Annotated in this window: 21 protein-coding genes and 1 tRNA gene; 15 read left to right on the forward strand and 7 right to left on the reverse strand. The window is 57.0% G+C overall.

Features of this window, described 5'->3' with window-relative positions; translation table 11 throughout:
* Positions 1-32: 32 nt before the first annotated feature.
* The 10 genes from rpmI to ACA072_RS10640 all read left to right on the forward strand — a co-directional run bounded on the left by rpmI (position 33) and on the right by ACA072_RS10640 (position 6,204).
* Positions 33-227: a 50S ribosomal protein L35 gene (gene rpmI, locus ACA072_RS10595; protein WP_002553160.1), complete on the forward strand. Its 195-nt coding sequence runs from the start codon at positions 33-35 to the stop codon at positions 225-227.
* 28 nt (positions 228-255) lie between these two features.
* A complete protein-coding gene (rplT, locus tag ACA072_RS10600; RefSeq protein ID WP_007905879.1) occupies positions 256-612 on the forward strand; it encodes a 50S ribosomal protein L20 in 357 nt (118 codons plus the stop codon).
* Between the two features lie 109 nt (positions 613-721).
* A complete protein-coding gene (pheS, locus tag ACA072_RS10605) occupies positions 722-1,738 on the forward strand; it encodes a phenylalanine--tRNA ligase subunit alpha (RefSeq protein ID WP_007905876.1) in 1,017 nt (338 codons plus the stop codon).
* Between the two features lie 26 nt (positions 1,739-1,764).
* Positions 1,765-4,146, forward strand: a complete 2,382-nt coding sequence (gene pheT, locus ACA072_RS10610) for a phenylalanine--tRNA ligase subunit beta (RefSeq protein ID WP_497624243.1) — start codon at positions 1,765-1,767, stop codon at positions 4,144-4,146.
* Positions 4,147-4,149: 3 nt separating this feature from the next.
* Entirely contained in the window at positions 4,150-4,452 is a 303-nt protein-coding gene (ihfA, locus tag ACA072_RS10615) for an integration host factor subunit alpha (protein ID WP_002553164.1), read from the forward strand.
* Positions 4,433-4,789: a MerR family transcriptional regulator gene (locus tag ACA072_RS10620; RefSeq protein ID WP_003179985.1), complete on the forward strand. Its 357-nt coding sequence runs from the start codon at positions 4,433-4,435 to the stop codon at positions 4,787-4,789. The genes ihfA and ACA072_RS10620 overlap by 20 nt, the downstream gene beginning before the upstream one ends.
* Positions 4,790-4,878: 89 nt before the next feature.
* A tRNA-Pro gene (locus ACA072_RS10625) sits at positions 4,879-4,955 on the forward strand.
* 180 nt (positions 4,956-5,135) lie between these two features.
* On the forward strand, positions 5,136-5,558 hold the full coding sequence (locus ACA072_RS10630; RefSeq protein ID WP_497624244.1) for an RDD family protein: 423 nt from the start codon (positions 5,136-5,138) through the stop codon (positions 5,556-5,558).
* A 26-nt stretch (positions 5,559-5,584) separates the two neighbouring features.
* Positions 5,585-5,908: a hypothetical protein gene (locus tag ACA072_RS10635; protein WP_497624245.1), complete on the forward strand. Its 324-nt coding sequence runs from the start codon at positions 5,585-5,587 to the stop codon at positions 5,906-5,908.
* An 89-nt stretch (positions 5,909-5,997) separates the two neighbouring features.
* Positions 5,998-6,204, forward strand: a complete 207-nt coding sequence (locus tag ACA072_RS10640; protein WP_497624246.1) for a hypothetical protein — start codon at positions 5,998-6,000, stop codon at positions 6,202-6,204.
* A gap of 290 nt (positions 6,205-6,494) precedes the next feature.
* On the opposite strand, the gene ACA072_RS10645 is transcribed toward ACA072_RS10640, so the two are convergent.
* From ACA072_RS10645 to ACA072_RS10655, 3 genes are all read right to left on the reverse strand, one after another.
* On the reverse strand, positions 6,495-6,767 hold the full coding sequence (locus ACA072_RS10645) for a hypothetical protein (protein ID WP_497624247.1): 273 nt from the start codon (positions 6,765-6,767) through the stop codon (positions 6,495-6,497).
* Positions 6,768-6,880: 113 nt separating this feature from the next.
* Complete coding sequence (locus ACA072_RS10650) at positions 6,881-7,588, reverse strand: metallophosphoesterase (RefSeq protein ID WP_497624248.1); 708 nt, start codon at positions 7,586-7,588, stop codon at positions 6,881-6,883.
* A gap of 382 nt (positions 7,589-7,970) precedes the next feature.
* On the reverse strand, positions 7,971-8,174 hold the full coding sequence (locus tag ACA072_RS10655; protein WP_497624249.1) for a hypothetical protein: 204 nt from the start codon (positions 8,172-8,174) through the stop codon (positions 7,971-7,973).
* A gap of 500 nt (positions 8,175-8,674) precedes the next feature.
* Here ACA072_RS10655 and ACA072_RS10660 point away from each other — a divergent pair, with 500 nt between their 5' ends.
* The 3 genes from ACA072_RS10660 to ACA072_RS10670 all read left to right on the forward strand — a co-directional run bounded on the left by ACA072_RS10660 (position 8,675) and on the right by ACA072_RS10670 (position 11,333).
* Complete coding sequence (locus ACA072_RS10660) at positions 8,675-8,890, forward strand: TOBE domain-containing protein (protein WP_027921432.1); 216 nt, start codon at positions 8,675-8,677, stop codon at positions 8,888-8,890.
* 180 nt (positions 8,891-9,070) lie between these two features.
* Entirely contained in the window at positions 9,071-10,090 is a 1,020-nt protein-coding gene (locus ACA072_RS10665; RefSeq protein WP_497624250.1) for an ABC transporter substrate-binding protein, read from the forward strand.
* A gap of 16 nt (positions 10,091-10,106) precedes the next feature.
* Positions 10,107-11,333, forward strand: coding sequence for an RtcB family protein (locus ACA072_RS10670; protein WP_497624251.1), 1,227 nt, complete (start codon positions 10,107-10,109; stop codon positions 11,331-11,333).
* Positions 11,334-11,437: 104 nt separating this feature from the next.
* Here the strand turns inward: ACA072_RS10670 and ACA072_RS10675 are convergent, their stop codons facing one another.
* The 4 genes from ACA072_RS10675 to ACA072_RS10690 all read right to left on the reverse strand — a co-directional run bounded on the left by ACA072_RS10675 (position 11,438) and on the right by ACA072_RS10690 (position 13,969).
* Positions 11,438-11,866, reverse strand: coding sequence for a YajG family lipoprotein (locus tag ACA072_RS10675; protein ID WP_497624252.1), 429 nt, complete (start codon positions 11,864-11,866; stop codon positions 11,438-11,440).
* Between the two features lie 102 nt (positions 11,867-11,968).
* Positions 11,969-12,382 carry a VOC family protein gene (locus ACA072_RS10680; protein WP_497624253.1) on the reverse strand — a complete coding sequence of 138 codons (414 nt, stop codon included), beginning with the start codon at positions 12,380-12,382 and terminating at the stop codon, positions 11,969-11,971.
* A 143-nt stretch (positions 12,383-12,525) separates the two neighbouring features.
* On the reverse strand, positions 12,526-13,131 hold the full coding sequence (locus tag ACA072_RS10685; RefSeq protein ID WP_497624254.1) for a TetR/AcrR family transcriptional regulator: 606 nt from the start codon (positions 13,129-13,131) through the stop codon (positions 12,526-12,528).
* On the reverse strand, positions 13,118-13,969 hold the full coding sequence (locus ACA072_RS10690) for a 3-hydroxybutyryl-CoA dehydrogenase (RefSeq protein WP_497624255.1): 852 nt from the start codon (positions 13,967-13,969) through the stop codon (positions 13,118-13,120). Before ACA072_RS10690 ends, ACA072_RS10685 begins: the two co-directional genes overlap by 14 nt.
* A gap of 165 nt (positions 13,970-14,134) precedes the next feature.
* Between ACA072_RS10690 and ACA072_RS10695 the strand changes: the two genes are divergently transcribed.
* Positions 14,135-15,148 (forward strand): AraC family transcriptional regulator, encoded by a 1,014-nt coding sequence (locus tag ACA072_RS10695; RefSeq protein ID WP_497624256.1) that lies wholly within the window; start codon positions 14,135-14,137, stop codon positions 15,146-15,148.
* Between the two features lie 402 nt (positions 15,149-15,550).
* Positions 15,551-15,910, forward strand: coding sequence for a DUF6124 family protein (locus ACA072_RS10700; RefSeq protein ID WP_497624257.1), 360 nt, complete (start codon positions 15,551-15,553; stop codon positions 15,908-15,910).
* The last annotated feature ends 75 nt before the right edge of the window (positions 15,911-15,985 follow it).

Here is a 15,985-nt window from a genome sequence, read left to right on the forward strand (position 1 = left end):
TATGTTTATCAACTGAATGCGGAGTACCGAACATGCCAAAGATGAAAACTAAAAGTGGTGCTGCTAAGCGGTTTCTGAAAACTGCTAACGGTATCAAGCACAAGCACGCTTTCAAGAGCCACATCCTGACTAAAATGTCGACCAAGCGTAAGCGTCAACTGCGCGGTAGCAGCTTGCTGCATCCGTCTGACGTGGCAAAAGTCGAGCGCATGCTGCGCCTTCGTTAATTTTAGTCAAGAATAGAGGAAGTAACTCATGGCTCGTGTAAAGCGTGGCGTCATTGCCCGTAAACGTCACAAAAAAATTCTGAAACTTGCTAAAGGCTACTACGGCGCTCGCTCGCGCGTATTCCGTGTTGCCAAGCAAGCGGTAATCAAGGCAGGCCAATACGCCTACCGTGACCGTCGTCAGAAAAAACGTCAGTTCCGCGCTCTGTGGATCGCTCGTATCAACGCTGGTGCACGTATCAACGGTCTGTCCTACAGCCGTTTCATCGCCGGCCTGAAAAAAGCGTCCATCGAGATCGACCGTAAGGTTCTGGCTGATCTGGCAGTGAACGAAAAAGCGGCGTTTGCTGCGATTGTCGAGAAAGCTAAAGCCACCTTGGCTTAAGTACCCCCGACAGTCACCCGGCCTCACCTCTGTGGGGCCAGGTGTTAAACGTCATAAATAGGGGAAGAGCCTTCAAGCTCTTCCCCTATTTTGTATCTGGAGTCTGTACATGGAAAACCTGGACGCGCTCGTCTCTCAAGCACTAGAGGCTGTGCAAAGCGCTGAAGATATCAATGCCCTGGAGCAAATCCGGGTTCACTACCTTGGCAAGAAGGGTGAATTGACTCAGGTGATGAAGACCCTGGGGAATTTGCCGGCAGAAGAGCGTCCGCAAGTCGGCGCCCTGATCAACGTTGCCAAGGAGCGTGTCACAGAGGTTCTCAATGCCCGCAAGGCACTGTTTGAAGAGGCCGACCTGGCCGCCAAACTGTCTGCCGAGTCCATTGACGTGACCCTGCCTGGCCGCGGCCAGACCTCGGGTGGTCTGCATCCGGTTACTCGTACTCTGGAACGTATCGAACAGTTCTTCACCCACATTGGCTACGGCATCGCCGAAGGCCCTGAGGTCGAAGACGACTACCACAACTTCGAAGCGCTCAACATCCCAGGCCATCACCCGGCCCGGTCGATGCATGACACCTTCTATTTCAATGCCAACATGTTGTTGCGCACCCATACCTCGCCGGTACAGGTCCGCACCATGGAATCGAAGCAACCTCCGATTCGCATCGTCTGCCCAGGCCGTGTGTACCGTAGTGACTCCGATATCACCCACTCGCCGATGTTCCACCAGGTCGAAGGCCTGCTGGTTGATCGCGACATCAATTTCGCCGACCTTAAAGGGACCATCGAAGAGTTCCTGCGCGTGTTCTTTGAAAAAGAACTGGCCGTGCGTTTCCGTCCTTCGTACTTCCCGTTCACCGAGCCGTCCGCCGAAGTTGATATGGAATGCGTGATGTGCAGCGGTAAAGGCTGCCGTGTCTGCAAACAGACTGGCTGGCTGGAAGTGATGGGCTGCGGCATGGTTCACCCGAACGTGCTGCGCATGTCCGGGATCGACCCGGAAGAGTTTTCGGGCTTTGCCTTCGGCATGGGCGTTGAGCGTCTGGCCATGCTGCGTTACGGCGTGAACGACTTGCGTCTGTTCTTCGACAACGACTTGCGGTTCCTCGCGCAATTTCGCTAGTCGTAACGAATTCTTAGGAGAGCAGGATGAAATTCAGTGAACAATGGCTGCGTGGCTGGGTAAGCCCGCAGGTAAGTCGCGACGAGCTGGTTGCTCGTCTGTCGATGGCCGGTCTTGAGGTCGATAGCGTTACGCTGGCCGCCGGTGAATTCAGTGGCGTGGTCGTGGGTGAGGTGCTGAGCACCGAGCAGCACCCGGACGCCGACAAGTTGCGCGTTTGCCAGGTCAGCAATGGCTCGGAGACTTTCCAGGTTGTGTGCGGTGCGCCAAACGTGCGCCCGGGCCTGAAGATCCCGTTCGCCATGATCGGTGCCGAACTGCCGGGCGACTTCAAGATCAAGAAAGCCAAGCTGCGTGGCGTCGAGTCCAACGGCATGCTGTGCTCGCAAGCCGAGCTGCAAGTCGGCGAAGGCAACGATGGCCTGATGGAATTGCCGGCCGATGCGCCAGTCGGTCAGGACATTCGTGAATACTTGAGCCTGGACGATGCCAGCATCGAGGTCGACCTGACCCCGAACCGCGGCGACTGTCTGTCCCTGGCCGGTCTGGCTCGTGAAGTCGGCGCGCTGTATGACGCTGAAGTCACCCGTCCGGTGGTGCCTGCCGTGCCAGCCGTGCACGACGAAGTGTGTTCGATCGAAGTGCTGGCGCCAGCCGCGTGCCCACGTTACCTGGGTCGTGTGATCCGTAACGTCGATCTGTCCAAGCCTACGCCGTTATGGATGGTCGAGCGCCTGCGTCGTGGTGACGTGCGCAGCATCGACGCTGCCGTCGACATTACCAACTACGTGATGCTGGAACTGGGTCAACCGCTGCACGCCTTCGATCTCGCCGAAATCAATGGCGGCATTCGCGTGCGCATGGCCGAAGAAGGCGAGAAGCTGGTGTTGCTTGATGGTCAGGAAGTCAGCCTGCGTAGCGATACGCTGGTGATTGCCGACCACACCCGCGCGTTGGCAATCGCCGGCGTCATGGGGGGCGAGCACAGCGGTGTCAACACCGCGACCACGCGTGACGTATTCCTGGAAAGCGCGTTTTTTGATCAAATCGCCGTCGCTGGCAAGGCCCGTTCCTACGGCCTGCACACCGATGCCTCGCACCGCTACGAGCGCGGCGTGGATTGGCAGCTGGCCCGTGAAGCCATGGAGCGCGCCACTGGCCTGCTGCTGGAAATCACTGGCGGCGAAGCTGGCCCGATCATCGAAACCGTCAGCGAACAGCACCTGCCGAAGATTGCTCCGGTCACCCTGCGTGCGCAGCGCATCACTCAGATGTTGGGCATGGAAATGCAGTCGGTCGAAGTCGAGCGCCTGCTCAGCGGCCTGGGCCTGAAAATTGCTGCCGATGGGGCAGGGCAGTGGCGCGTTGAAGTGCCAAGCCATCGCTTCGATATCAGTCTGGAAGTCGACCTGATCGAAGAGCTGGCTCGTCTGTACGGTTACAACCGTCTGCCGGTTCGTTACCCGCAAGCTCGCCTGGCGCCACAAGCCAAGGCGGAAGCGCGTAGCGATCTGCCTGAGCTGCGTCGTCTGCTGGTGGCGCGTGGTTATCAGGAAGCGATCACTTACAGCTTCATCGATCCGAAACAATTCGAGTTGTTTAATCCGGGTGTCGAGCCGCTGCTGCTGGCCAATCCGATCTCGAACGACATGGCGGCCATGCGCTCGTCCCTGTGGCCCGGTCTTGTCAAGGCGCTTCAGCACAACCTGAACCGTCAGCAGGATCGCGTCCGTTTGTTCGAAAGCGGCCTGCGTTTCGTGGGGCAGCTGGATGGTCTGAAGCAAGAGCCGATGATTGCGGGTGTTGTTTGCGGTAGCCGTCTGCCAGAAGGCTGGGCTCAAGGTCGCGATGTCGTGGATTTCTTCGACGTCAAAGCCGACGTGGAAGCGGTGCTGGGCTTTGCTGGTGCACTGGATTCGTTCACGTTCGTGCCGGGCAAACACCCTGCGTTGCACCCGGGTCAAACCGCGCGCATCGAACGTGAAGGACGCCTGGTCGGTTTCGTCGGCGCTATCCACCCTGAATTGTCGAAAACCCTTGGTCTCGACCGTCCGGTTTTCGTCTTCGAGCTGGTTCTGGCCGAAGTGGCATTGGGAAAAATGCCTAAATTCCAGGAGTTATCACGCTTTCCTGAAGTGCGTCGTGACTTGGCGCTGATTGCGGCTACGGACGTTGCGGCCTGTGCCGTACTGGACGTAATCCGTGAAAATGCAGGCGAATGGCTCACAGACCTCAGGCTATTTGACGTGTATCAGGGTAAAGGCATTGATCCTGATAGAAAAAGCCTTGCAGTCGGCTTGACCTGGCAGCATCCATCGCGCACTCTTAATGACGATGAGGTGAATACCACGACGCAAAACATCCTCACCTCGCTCGAACAAAGGTTGAACGCCACGTTAAGGAAGTGACGTATGGGGGCTCTGACGAAAGCTGAGATGGCGGAACGTCTGTATGAGGAGCTGGGCCTGAATAAACGGGAGGCCAAGGAATTGGTCGAACTGTTTTTTGAAGAAATCAGGCACGCTCTTGAAGACAACGAACAAGTCAAATTGTCCGGTTTCGGCAATTTCGACCTTCGGGACAAACGCCAGCGGCCTGGCCGCAATCCGAAAACGGGTGAAGAAATCCCGATCACGGCTCGCCGTGTGGTCACCTTTCGTCCAGGGCAGAAGTTGAAGGCCCGAGTTGAGGCTTATGCTGGAACCAAGTCATAACGACGAGCTACCCGTCATCCCAGGCAAACGCTACTTCACCATTGGTGAAGTCAGCGAGCTGTGTGCCGTAAAACCGCACGTGCTGCGCTATTGGGAGCAGGAGTTTCCTCAACTCAACCCCGTCAAACGCCGCGGAAACCGCCGGTATTATCAGCGCCAAGACGTGCTGATGATCCGGCAGATCCGCGCGCTTCTTTACGATCAAGGGTTCACCATCGGCGGCGCACGTTTGCGTTTGTCCGGTGACGAAGCCAAAGACGACACCACCCAATACAAACAGATGATTCGGCAGATGATTGCCGAGTTGGAAGATGTGCTGGTTGTCCTCAAGAAATAATTTCCTGCGTTTGAATACTTCCAGTTTTCAAACGCTTGCGATATATTCTTGAGCGTTCTTCGAGAAGAGGAACGAGTTTCACGCCTAGTCGGGGCGTAGCGCAGTCCGGTAGCGCACTAGCATGGGGTGTTAGGGGTCGAGTGTTCGAATCACTCCGTCCCGACCATATTCGCTGAGTAAAATCAGACACTTAAGCCGATCAGATAGATCGGCTTTTTTGTGTCTGCGCAAAACCCGCGCAGAACTACCTTTGGCCCAACGTTTTTCAGCGCTTCGGTCGGGTGCGCTAAATATTTTTTGGGCGGTGCCGATATCTCTGATCCATATACCAACGGAGTGGCAGCGCATGGAAGTCAGCAATATCCAAGTCGAGTATCAGAAGCCCAAGAACCTGGCCGGTCTGGGGCGTCGATGGGGAGGACAAATGATTGACTCCATAATCACTGTATTTCTCTTTTTCTTCATAGGGCGATCAACCGATTTTGTTGGCTTGCCGTCTACTGTGGTCGGCGCGCTCGCTCTCGGCTCTGGCGTAGCGTATTACCTGTTTTCCGATGCAATGCCGAACGGCCAAAGCCTTGGTAAAAAGTTGTTGGGCATGTCAGTGATTGATGAGCGCAGCTACCTCAGCTGTAATCTCTATCAATCTTTCATGCGAAACATCACGACGCCTTTCCTGAGTATTTTTGACTGGATATTCATTTTTTTTGGCTCACGGAAACGCTTGGGCGACATGCTCGCATCCACGATCGTGATTCGGTCCAAATAAAGATGAATCATCGGCGCCGGACTCAAATGGAATTGAAGATATGCACACCTCAAATTGCGAGTCTCTTGCTGGCGATGTTTCTCTTTGGTTGTAGCAGTGCCCCAAAGGAAAAGACTGAATTTGAGAAGCAGGTCGAAGCGGTGCCAATGCCCACGACCGAGGCTGACCGCCTGGAGCAATGCAAGAACCTCAGCAATATGTATCTCTTCGAGCTGCTGGGCTCTGGCGATGCGATGGGTGTTTCGTCACTGTTCCCGTCTCGAGAGCCTTCGAGGGCCATAGCCCTCCACCAGCGTATGATCGCGATAAGCTGCACCAGAGCGGAAAGACAACCGTGGCTGGCTTTATAAGCTCAACGGATCAGATCAATATCTTCTAGTGCCGAATACTCTTGAACTGACAACTGACGGCAAATACCGCCCTACAAAAGGGTTACTCAATGCTGAAGAAACAGCCGGAAAGCAAAGCAGCGACTGCAGCTGAAATCGAGCGCTCCATCCAGGCCTTGAACAACCTGGCAGAACGCCTTTGGGGTGACGGCCGGGAAGCAGAAGCGAAAGCGCTCCTTGATGCCTTGGATGCTTTAAACCGAGCGCTGGACCGGATCAGGATTGGGGAGAGCCGCAGGGTTGGGACTCTCCATTAATACGGACGAATCAATCGGCGAGCCAGTCAAAACCTGGGCGAACAGGCAACTAAAGCAGATATCTGATGTGGCTACTTGAACTTTTGTCCGACCTCCTCGGCGGCCTCGGTAATATTCCGCCTTACGAAAAACCTCGCAGGGTTTTCACGCGAGGATTTGTCGCATTCTGTGTGATGGTCGCTGTGTTTGAGCTAATAGCTTTGAACCAACTTTATGCGGGCGCACGCGGGTGAATACTGTCTGCCTTCCTTGTTTCAGACTTGCGCAACACCCGCCAAAGGGCTCACCGCTTATTGCTTCGGCTTTGTTTCTTCATTGCCCGAGCCACTCGAGCTAGCGGCATCTTTTTCCATCTCCTGCGACTCCGCACCCGAATTAGACCCCGCAGCTTCCTCACCCTTTTTGTCAGCCTTTTCCTTGTTGGACTCACTCCCTTGGTTAAGCCCCGGAAGAGCACTCGGTGGGATAGTCGCGTCCTCCGTGACCTTCTCGGCCGCGAGCGAGTAGATCGAGCAGATCGACAGGAGTCCCGCGAGCATAAGAGTGGCAATTTTGCTGTTCATGGTTTGCACCTACCGTGCGAGTGGATGTATGCATTTGAAGAGTGCGGAGGATGAACGTGCTGATACCAAGACGAGCGGTACAAGGGAGGGACACCTGAATTGACAAAAAAACGTCAAGCCGCGGCTTCGAGCGTATCGAGATCCAAAAGGGTGAAATAGCCCGCATCCGGCTTCCAGCCAGCGGTGTCGATATGAATCACATTGCCAAGCCTGACGGGCTTATGTATTGGCGTATGCCCGACAATCAACGCACGCAATCCCTCAACACCCTGCATCTCTCTCTGCTCGAGTCGGCTTCGTGACCACATGCAACGATGCTGCACCTGCATCAGGCGCTGGCTGCTCTCTGGCGATTCCAGTTCCTCTCGCAGTTGCTCCCATGATGCAAACGGACAATCGGCATGCACGATGCCAATCAGGCCCTGTGCCGTTTCGACTTCGATTGCGATAGGCAGTTCGACAAACTTCGCCGCGAATTCTTTCTGCTCGGACAGCGATAGCTCCGTGAACCATAAGCCGCCGTTGTAGATCCAGCTATCGACGTCGCAGCTATCGAAGTGAACCACGTAGTCGTCATGGTTGCCGCACACTGCCTGGAACCATGGCTTGTCCAGCCAATCGAGCGCGTCACGGCATTCGGGCCCGCGGTCAATCAGATCGCCAACGCTGAACAGGCGATCGACCAAGCGGTTGAACCTGGCTGCATCCAGCGCAGCCTGCAACCGAGTGAAGTGGCCATGAATGTCACCAACGGCGAAATCCCTGCCGACAGTGTTTGCGGCGAAGTGCTTTACGCGCGTCAACTCTGAGACTTCGAACATGGCAGTGCCTCATCCGCCAATCGCCGGCGAGCTAGTGGTCATTTGAGTTTAGGCCGCGTCGGCGCAAATCGTGGGCAAGGCTTGGTGGCAGGGCTTCGGGTTGATCACAAAGACATAAAGAAAAACCCGACATTGCGCCTAATGCCAGTCATTTAAGCCGTAACGCAGTCTCTGTAGCAGCTGGCGAAGCCTGCGTTCGGCTGCGCAGCAGTCGTAAATCCTGAGCATGCGGTGCTTCTGATAAACCACATCGTCTGATTTTACGACTGCTACGCAGCCGAACGCAGGCTTCGCCAGCTGCTACAAAATTGCGTTGTCGCGGAAATTGCTTAACTGATCGGCATTTTCCAGTGCGCCGGTTTTTTTTTCGTCCGGGGCAGCGTTAGTAGCCAGCCACCTGGGTGAGGTGGTTGTCCTGCGCCACAGCGATGAAGTGCAGTGGAACCTGCGACTGTTCATCAGGGGTGCGGATTTCGACGCTACCGACGATTTGAAGGTGTCGCTCACTCAGCCCGGTCGACTCTGCTGCTTTTGCCATAGCCATTTTTCTCGCGTGGTTCACTGCGATTTCATTGAGAGTTGACACGTTACATCTCCGGGGGGACTGACCAAGCGTTAATTAGATTGCTGCCGCGTCAGAATTACGTCGTTCTGCGGCTGCCAAGACCGGCTTGTGCAATCCCTAAGCCAGACAGGGGTGCCTTTTGCGCGCAGGGTTTTCCTATACGACGAATGGTTGTAGCGGACTGTGCTCCACCTGCTGATCGTCCAGGCAGGCATCAAAACGCCCGGCTAATGCCGATTAGTCGGGCGGTTTGCATTCTCACTTTGTAGGAGCCAGGCTTACCGGCGAAGGCGTCCTCAAGCACGCCTTCGCGGTCAAGCCGTGCACACATTGTCGGGCCAGGGCATCGAGAAGGAGAGCAGCATAAATTCAGGATTGGGAGAGCCTGCGCTGAGTTCTTGATATTCCATAAAGATATAAATAGATAATTATATATTCCTTTTGTTGCTGATCCAGGTGGTGCACTTTAAAGGCCTGCGCATCCATGCGGATGTGTCCGACACCAGACAGGAAGCCTCAACATGACCATCAAAGCGATCAACGTCCGCAACCAGTTCAAGGGCGTCATCAAGGAAATCGTGCAGGGCGAAGTGGTGTCCGAAATCGACGTGCAAACCGCGTCCGGCATTGTTACCTCGGTGATCACCACCCGCTCGGTTCGCGACCTTGAATTGAAAGTGGGCAGCGAAGTGATTGCCTTCGTCAAATCCACCGAGGTCTCTATCGCCAAGCTCTGAAGAGCCCGTTCGAAATTCAATATCTGCGGCCTTGCGAATGTCGATAACGACGAAAATCCTGTGGGAGCGTGGCTTGCCCGCGAAGAATGCCCCGCGGTTTTTCAGGTATTACGCGTCATCGTTCTTCGCGGGCAAGCCACGCTCCCACAGGTTCTGTGTACCCATCACATTGAGGTTTTCATGGCGACTCCTTTCAAGCGCTCCCCGTTGACCCTGTTGGCAGCCTCCGTGGCGGCGATGAGTGCGTTACTCAGCGGCGGCGTTCAGGCCGAGGGCAAAATCAGCATTGCCCAGCAATTTGGCATCGGTTACCTGATTCTGGATGTGGTGCGCGATCAGCAGCTCATCGAGAAACATGGCAAGGAGCAGGGCCTCGACATCAAGGTCGACTGGAACAGCATCTCCGGTGCCACGGCAATGAACGAGGCGCTGCTGGCCGGTGCTCTGGATGTGGTGTCGGCCGGCGTGCCGCCGATGCTGACGATCTGGGACCGGACCAAGGGCAAGCAAAACGTCAAGGCCATCGCATCGCTGGGGTCGATGCCCAACTACCTGCTGACCAATAATCCGAATGTGAAGAACCTCAAGGATTTCACTGAGAAGGATCGCATCGCCGTACCGGCGGCGGGTGTCGGTTTCCAGTCACGCACGTTGCAGATCGAAACGGCCAAGCAGTTTGGCGCCGAGCATTACAAAAAGTTTGACGACATATCGATCAGCCTGGCCCACCCGGACGCGACGTCGGCGCTGATTGCCGGCGGCTCGGAGATCAACTCGCATTTTTCCAGCCCGCCGTTCCAGTACCAGGAATTGCAAAGCCCCAACGTGCACAAGGTGCTGAGTTCCTACGACGTGTTGGGTGGCCAGGCCACGTTCAACGTGCTGTACACCACTGAAAAATTCCACGACGAAAACCCGAAAACCTACAAGGCGTTCTACGCAGCACTGGCCGAGGCCGAGCAAATCATCAAGGCCGATAAGCCCGCAGCCGCACAGACCTATATCCGCGTGGAGCAATCGAAACTATCCTTGCCATTGGTAGAGAAAATTGTCGCCGATCCCGAAATCGACTTTACCGTGGTGCCACAACGCACCTTTATCTACGCCGAGCAACTGCAGTCGCTTGGCGTGCTGAAAAACAAGGCTGACAGCTGGAAAGACTATTTCTTTGAGGAAGCACATGGCGGTGCAGGCAGTTGAGAAAAGACCGGACATCATGCAAATGCAGAGCTACCAACTGCTGGAAGTCGCCAACGGCAAACCGATCAAACTCTGGACCGAAGGCGTCCCGGTAGAAAACGAAGCCAGGCAGCAATTGATCAACACCGCGAAGATGCCGTTCATCTTCAAACACCTGGCGGTGATGCCCGACGTGCACCTGGGCAAGGGCTCGACCATCGGCAGTGTGATTCCTACCGTGGGCGCGATCATTCCGGCCGCCGTCGGCGTGGACATTGGCTGCGGCATGATCGCTGCGCGTACTTCGCTGACCGCCGCTGATTTGCCGGACAACCTGCATGGTTTGCGCTGTGCGATCGAAAAAGCGGTGCCCCATGGTCGCACCGTCGGTCGTGGCATGCGGGACAAAGGTGCCTGGGACAGCGTTCCGAAACAGGCCGATCATGCCTGGGCCGCGCTGAACCCGCGGTTCAAGGCGATCACCGACAAGTACCCGAAAATTGCCAACACCAACAATCGCGGGCACTTGGGCACCTTGGGCAGCGGTAACCATTTCATCGAGGTGTGCCTGGATGAAACCAACCGTGTCTGGTTCATGCTTCACAGCGGTTCACGTGGGGTCGGCAACGCCATTGGCAACCTGTTCATTCAACTGGCCCAGGCCGACATGCGCCAGCACCTCGCCAATCTGCCGGACCGTGACTTGGCCTACTTCGAGGAAGGTAGCCGGCATTTCGATGATTACGTTGAAGCCGTCGGTTGGGCCCAGGATTTCGCCAGACAGAACCGGGCATTGATGATGCACGCGGTGATTCAGGCAGCACGCAAAGTAATCAGCAAACCGTTCGAAGTCGCCCTGGAAGCGGTGAATTGCCACCACAACTACGTGCAAAAAGAGCGGCACTTTGGCCAGGAGATTCTGGTTACCCGCAAGGGCGCGGTGTCGGCGCAGAAGGGCGAGTTGGGGATCATTCCGGGATCGATGGGCGCGAAGAGTTTCATCGTTCGCGGGCTCGGCAACGAGCAATCGTTCTGCTCCTGCAGCCACGGCGCCGGCCGCGTCATGAGCCGCACCAAAGCGAAAAGACTGTTCACCGTCGAAGACCAGATCCGCGCCACCGCCCACGTCGAATGTCGCAAGGATGCGTCAGTGATTGATGAAATACCGATGGCCTACAAAGACATCGACCACGTCATGCACGCCCAGCGCGAGCTGGTGGAAGTGCTGCACACCTTGCGTCAGGTGGTGTGCGTGAAAGGGTAGTCGAAGCGCAAGGATCGCAGCCTCGTTTCACTCGACAGCTGCTACATGGAAATGCGTGTGCTCTGTAGCAGCTGTCGAGTGAAACGAGGCTGCGATCTCTTGATCTACCGATACTTGATCACGATCCCCTTAAGTTTGCGCCCCTCAATAGTCCTCACATCGCGAGCCCATAGCGGCCCGTTGACATAAGCGCCCATCGGCTGGATATGGTCGTAAACCACCACCACGGCATCGCCACCGAGCTTGGCCGACTCATCCCGCAGTTTTTCTTCTACCTGAGTGATGGGCGGCGCGGGATCGACGCTGGCATCGATCAGCACTTCACCCAAGCGGATATGCGGACGAAGCGGTTCGGTGCGCAACACCACGACCTCGCTGGCCAGCGTCGGCGCAGGATGCTCGACGCCCACATAAGCAGTCGTCCGCGCATCGACAGTGGCACAACCACTCAGCGCAAGCAGGGTGGCGACAAGCCCTGCCGCCAGCAGTGACAATTTCAAACGGGTGGACCAGAGCGCGTCATGAGCAGGCATGGTGATTTCCTCCAAAGAGCCGGCCTGTTGACGGTAGCAGACGGTCCGGGAGTTTCCAGAAAGCCCAGCCCATTCAGGTCGGGCCTTTTCATACCTGAACAGTCACTGATCCTTTTCGCAATTCACCATCCACGACACACCGAAGCGGTCCACCAGCATCCCGAAGCGGGCCGCCCAGAAGGTGGCTTCCAGTGGCATTTGCACGCTGCCGTCTTCCGACAAGGCGCCGAAGACACGTTCAGCTTCGGCAATGCTGTCGACATTTAGAGAGACCGAGCAACCGCTCATTTCATCGGTAGGGCGATCAGGTGTGGTGTCCGAGCCCATGATCGCTTGGTCACCCACCGCCAGACGGGTATGGATGATCAGGTTGTGCAGGTCGGCAGGAAAGTGCTCGCGCGCCGGGCTTTCGCCGAAGGTCATCATCATTTCGATCTGGCCTTGCAGGGCTTGCTCATAGAAGGTGAAGGCGGCTTTGCAGTCGCCGTTGAAGATGAGGTAGGGATTGATTTTCATATTTGCTCCCGGTAACCGAGGGACTGGAGTCCCACTTTGGCCTTTGAATTGACTCCAAATAGCAAAGCGTTAGAGGCGGGGTTGTGCAGGATTTGTTTAGACGTTTTTCCTATGTAAGCGGGGAGGCTTATTGCCTGAAAACTTCAGGCCACCGCGCGCACGCTGGATGACGGGCGCAGCAAGCGTTCGACAGCGCCGCTCACCATGTTTTCCAGCAGCTCATCACGCTGCGCTTCTTCCAGCGGATGTTGCCCGAGCCAGCCGGGTGCGCTGTTGAGCAAGTTGGCGATGGCGTGTCCGGCGGCGATCAAACCCTGTTCGCCGAGGCGGGACGGGGCGCCGAGCATCTTCAGCAACTTGCGTTCGTATTGCTCGCGCAACTGGCGAACGCGCGCTTGTTGCTCTTCGTTCAGGCAGCCGCTGTCGCGCTCCGCCAGGCGAAAATGCCAGGGCATTTCCCGATGCAGATTCAGGTGTGCGCGGATCAGGTTGGGCAGTTTGTCGCGTTTGGCCGAAGCCTTTTGATCGATGCGCCCGAGGGTCGACAGCAGCTCTTCGTAGAACTCCTCGATCAGGTCGAGCAGCAAGTGCTGCTTGCTCGGGTAATGGTGATACAACGAGCCCGGGGATAACCCCAGGCACGTTGCCAGCTCACGCATGCCGACCTGCCCGAACCCTTTGCTGGCGAACAACTCCAGCACTTTGTCCCGGTACTCGGCGAAGCGTGAGCAACGCTCAGGCATAGGCATGGAAGCCACGTCCTGTCTTGCGTCCCAGGTAACCGGCGGCGACCATTTCCTTGAGCAATGGAGCGGGGCGGTATTTGCTGTCGTTGAAGCCATCGTAGAAGGCTTCGAGAATCGCTAGCACGGTGTCCAGACCAATCAGGTCCGCCAATGCCAGCGGGCCAATCGGCTGGTTGCAGCCCAGGCGCATGCCGGCGTCGATGTCGTCGGCGCTGGCCAGGCCTTCCTGAAACACCAGGATTGCTTCGTTGATCATCGGCACCAGAATCCGGTTGACCACGAAGCCCGGGCGGTTGCCAGCGGTAATCGCGGTTTTGCCGAGGGTGGTGGCCATGTCCAGCGCCAGGGCGTGGGTCGCGTCGCTGGTTTGCAGGCCGCGGATCACTTCAATCAGGCCCATCACCGGCACCGGGTTGAAGAAGTGCAGGCCGATGAAATGCTCAGGCTGGCTGACGCTGGCGGCGAGTTGCGTAATCGACAGCGACGAAGTGTTGGAGGCGATCACGCACTCGGCACTGACTTGCGCGGCGATCTGTTGCAGCACGCGCAGTTTCAGGTCGAGGTTTTCGGTGGCAGCTTCGATCACCATCTGCACGTTCTGCAGGCTGCTGTAATCGGTGCTGGTGCGGATCCTGGCGAGGGCGTCGAGCTTTTGCGACTCTGTCAGGGTTTCCTTGGTTATCTGCCGGTCGAGGTTCTTGCCGACGGTGGCCAGGGCCTTTTGCAGGGCGCTATCGGAGATGTCGATCAAGGTCACGTTGAAGCCGGACAGCGCACAGACTTGTGCAATGCCGTTGCCCATGGTGCCCGCGCCGATCACGCCAATGTTTTGCAGATTCATGTACCCGTCCTTCCGATCAACCTTGCGATACCTTGGCCGCCGCAACGGCCGAAGGCGTACTATTGGCCGCGAGTCTAGAACCGGCAGGGCGGTTGTCCTATGCCGCAACTGTTCAACGGTGCTGGTGTTTTTTGCCATTCGGGCGATGGGGAGAGAAGCGTTCAAATGCGGGAAAAGGACTCGGTGGCGGCCTACTTCGTGCAGGCGATGATCCATGGGCAAGGGCACAATCCACAGCGCTCGCGAGCTGCGCTGGAAGAGGCGGGTATCGACCCGGCATTGATCGAGCAGCCGACCGCACGCGTACCGGCGAGCGCGTTTGCCGCGCTGTGGCTGATTCAGATCCGCGAATTGAACGATGAATTCTTCCGCCTCGACTCCCACGGCATGCCGCCCGGCAGCTTCGCGTTGATCTGCCGCGGCTTGATCCAGGAACCCGACTTGCACAAAGCCATGCGCCAATGCCTGGCCAACTTCGCCCTGTTCCTGCGCGACTTTCGCGGCACGCTGACCGTGCGCGGCAAACGCGCCATCATCAGCCTCGACACCCACGCGCAAAACGAAGACGCCAGCCGTTTCGGTGAAGAGACGTTTCTGGTGTTGATGATCAGTCTGCTGTGCTGGCTCGGCGGGCGACGCATTCCCATCGACCGCGCAGACTTTCGCCATGAGCGCGTTTCCCTCAGCGACGACCGATTGCTCTGGGGCCCCAATCTGACCTTTGGCGCCGAACGCACCGAAATCGAATTCGCCAGCCACTACCTGCGCCTGCCGGTGGTCCAGGACCTGGCCTCGCTGAAAGTGTTCTTGCGTACGGCACCGCATTGGCTGGTGATCCGTTTTCGCAACCAGCATGGCCTGGCGTCGCAAGTCCACCAGCGCCTGCGTAACAGCCATTACAGCCAGTGGCCGACCTTGCAGGCGTTCGCCCTGGAACAACACCTGAGCCCCAGCACCTTCCGCCGCAAACTGGAGCGGGAAGGCTGTTCGTATCAGGAGATCAAGGACGAAGTGCGGCGCGGGGTGGCGTTTGAGCAGTTGCGTGAGAGTCGGGCGAGTATTAGCGATATTGCTGAACAGTTGGGGTTTCAGGAGCCGAGTGCGTTTCATCGGGCGTTCAAGAAGTGGACGGGGGAGAGTCCGGGGCGGTATCGGGCGCGGTTTCAGGATTCCCAATGAGCGTTTTGAGCGGGCACTTTGTGGGCAGCTGACTCGGTTGTTTAACCATGAAAATGCGCTTGTTTAAAATCCATCAAGGTTACGTCCTGAAAGCTACAAAACCTTGCGCCGTTGCCTACGGCTACGCCAGAATCCGCCGGCTTGTGCGGTTTGACCCCGGACTCTATCGTTTCCCTGCCACTGCTCATCAGTGGTCGGGTTTAGTAGCCCGTTGCAGTCAAGTCGCACGATGTCTCTATCAGTCGGGAATTCCCATCCCTGCTCCTGATGGTGGCTGTGCGCAGGGCGCCTTCGGGTGCGCCGATTTCTTGGCTCATCGGTCTACTAACCTGTGCACAGCTGCCTCCATTTCGTTTAGTAGCGAATCGGTTGCAGCCTCACTCATAGATGAGGTTAGAGCCAATGTTCAAGGTAACACCCAATCCGCCGGACACCGATCCGGCGTCCCCGTACGAACCCGATTCAAAGAAGCTCAACGAGGCTGCCGAGCGGGCACTCGACTTCCACTTTCCGTCGAATGCCGACATCAAAGCCACGCCGCGAACACGCAGCAGCCTGTTTTCCGTGGACCCCGAGGTTACGGCCGAAACCCTGGCGGTTTATTTGGTCGAGACGCTGGCCTCGGTCGATGTGATGGTGCATCAGTTGGTGGATCATCTGGAGGGCGAGTCGCGTTATGCGCTGCTGGGTATTTCCAACAGCATTATGGTGGCGGAGATCACGGCGAACCGGGTGTTGGATAAGATTGATCTGTCCAGGTAGTCGGTAACTCGTTGAGCGGTGCAGTGGTCTCATTTTTGGGGCCGCTGCGCGGCCCAACGGGGGCAAGCCCCCTCG

This window comes from Pseudomonas sp. LBUM1656, from assembly GCF_059716065.1.

Coding starts and splice junctions, on each gene's coding strand:
- rpmI (WP_002553160.1), top strand. CDS start 33: ATGCCAAAGATGAAAACTAAAAGTGGTGCTGCTAAGCGGTTTCTGAAA.
- rplT (WP_007905879.1), top strand. CDS start 256: ATGGCTCGTGTAAAGCGTGGCGTCATTGCCCGTAAACGTCACAAAAAA.
- pheS (WP_007905876.1), top strand. CDS start 722: ATGGAAAACCTGGACGCGCTCGTCTCTCAAGCACTAGAGGCTGTGCAA.
- pheT (WP_497624243.1), top strand. CDS start 1,765: ATGAAATTCAGTGAACAATGGCTGCGTGGCTGGGTAAGCCCGCAGGTA.
- ihfA (WP_002553164.1), top strand. CDS start 4,150: ATGGGGGCTCTGACGAAAGCTGAGATGGCGGAACGTCTGTATGAGGAG.
- ACA072_RS10620 (WP_003179985.1), top strand. CDS start 4,433: ATGCTGGAACCAAGTCATAACGACGAGCTACCCGTCATCCCAGGCAAA.
- ACA072_RS10630 (WP_497624244.1), top strand. CDS start 5,136: ATGGAAGTCAGCAATATCCAAGTCGAGTATCAGAAGCCCAAGAACCTG.
- ACA072_RS10635 (WP_497624245.1), top strand. CDS start 5,585: ATGGAATTGAAGATATGCACACCTCAAATTGCGAGTCTCTTGCTGGCG.
- ACA072_RS10640 (WP_497624246.1), top strand. CDS start 5,998: ATGCTGAAGAAACAGCCGGAAAGCAAAGCAGCGACTGCAGCTGAAATC.
- ACA072_RS10645 (WP_497624247.1), bottom strand. CDS start 6,767: ATGAACAGCAAAATTGCCACTCTTATGCTCGCGGGACTCCTGTCGATC.
- ACA072_RS10650 (WP_497624248.1), bottom strand. CDS start 7,588: ATGTTCGAAGTCTCAGAGTTGACGCGCGTAAAGCACTTCGCCGCAAAC.
- ACA072_RS10660 (WP_027921432.1), top strand. CDS start 8,675: ATGACCATCAAAGCGATCAACGTCCGCAACCAGTTCAAGGGCGTCATC.
- ACA072_RS10665 (WP_497624250.1), top strand. CDS start 9,071: ATGGCGACTCCTTTCAAGCGCTCCCCGTTGACCCTGTTGGCAGCCTCC.
- ACA072_RS10670 (WP_497624251.1), top strand. CDS start 10,107: ATGCAAATGCAGAGCTACCAACTGCTGGAAGTCGCCAACGGCAAACCG.
- ACA072_RS10675 (WP_497624252.1), bottom strand. CDS start 11,866: ATGCCTGCTCATGACGCGCTCTGGTCCACCCGTTTGAAATTGTCACTG.
- ACA072_RS10680 (WP_497624253.1), bottom strand. CDS start 12,382: ATGAAAATCAATCCCTACCTCATCTTCAACGGCGACTGCAAAGCCGCC.
- ACA072_RS10685 (WP_497624254.1), bottom strand. CDS start 13,131: ATGCCTATGCCTGAGCGTTGCTCACGCTTCGCCGAGTACCGGGACAAA.
- ACA072_RS10690 (WP_497624255.1), bottom strand. CDS start 13,969: ATGAATCTGCAAAACATTGGCGTGATCGGCGCGGGCACCATGGGCAAC.
- ACA072_RS10695 (WP_497624256.1), top strand. CDS start 14,135: ATGCGGGAAAAGGACTCGGTGGCGGCCTACTTCGTGCAGGCGATGATC.
- ACA072_RS10700 (WP_497624257.1), top strand. CDS start 15,551: ATGTTCAAGGTAACACCCAATCCGCCGGACACCGATCCGGCGTCCCCG.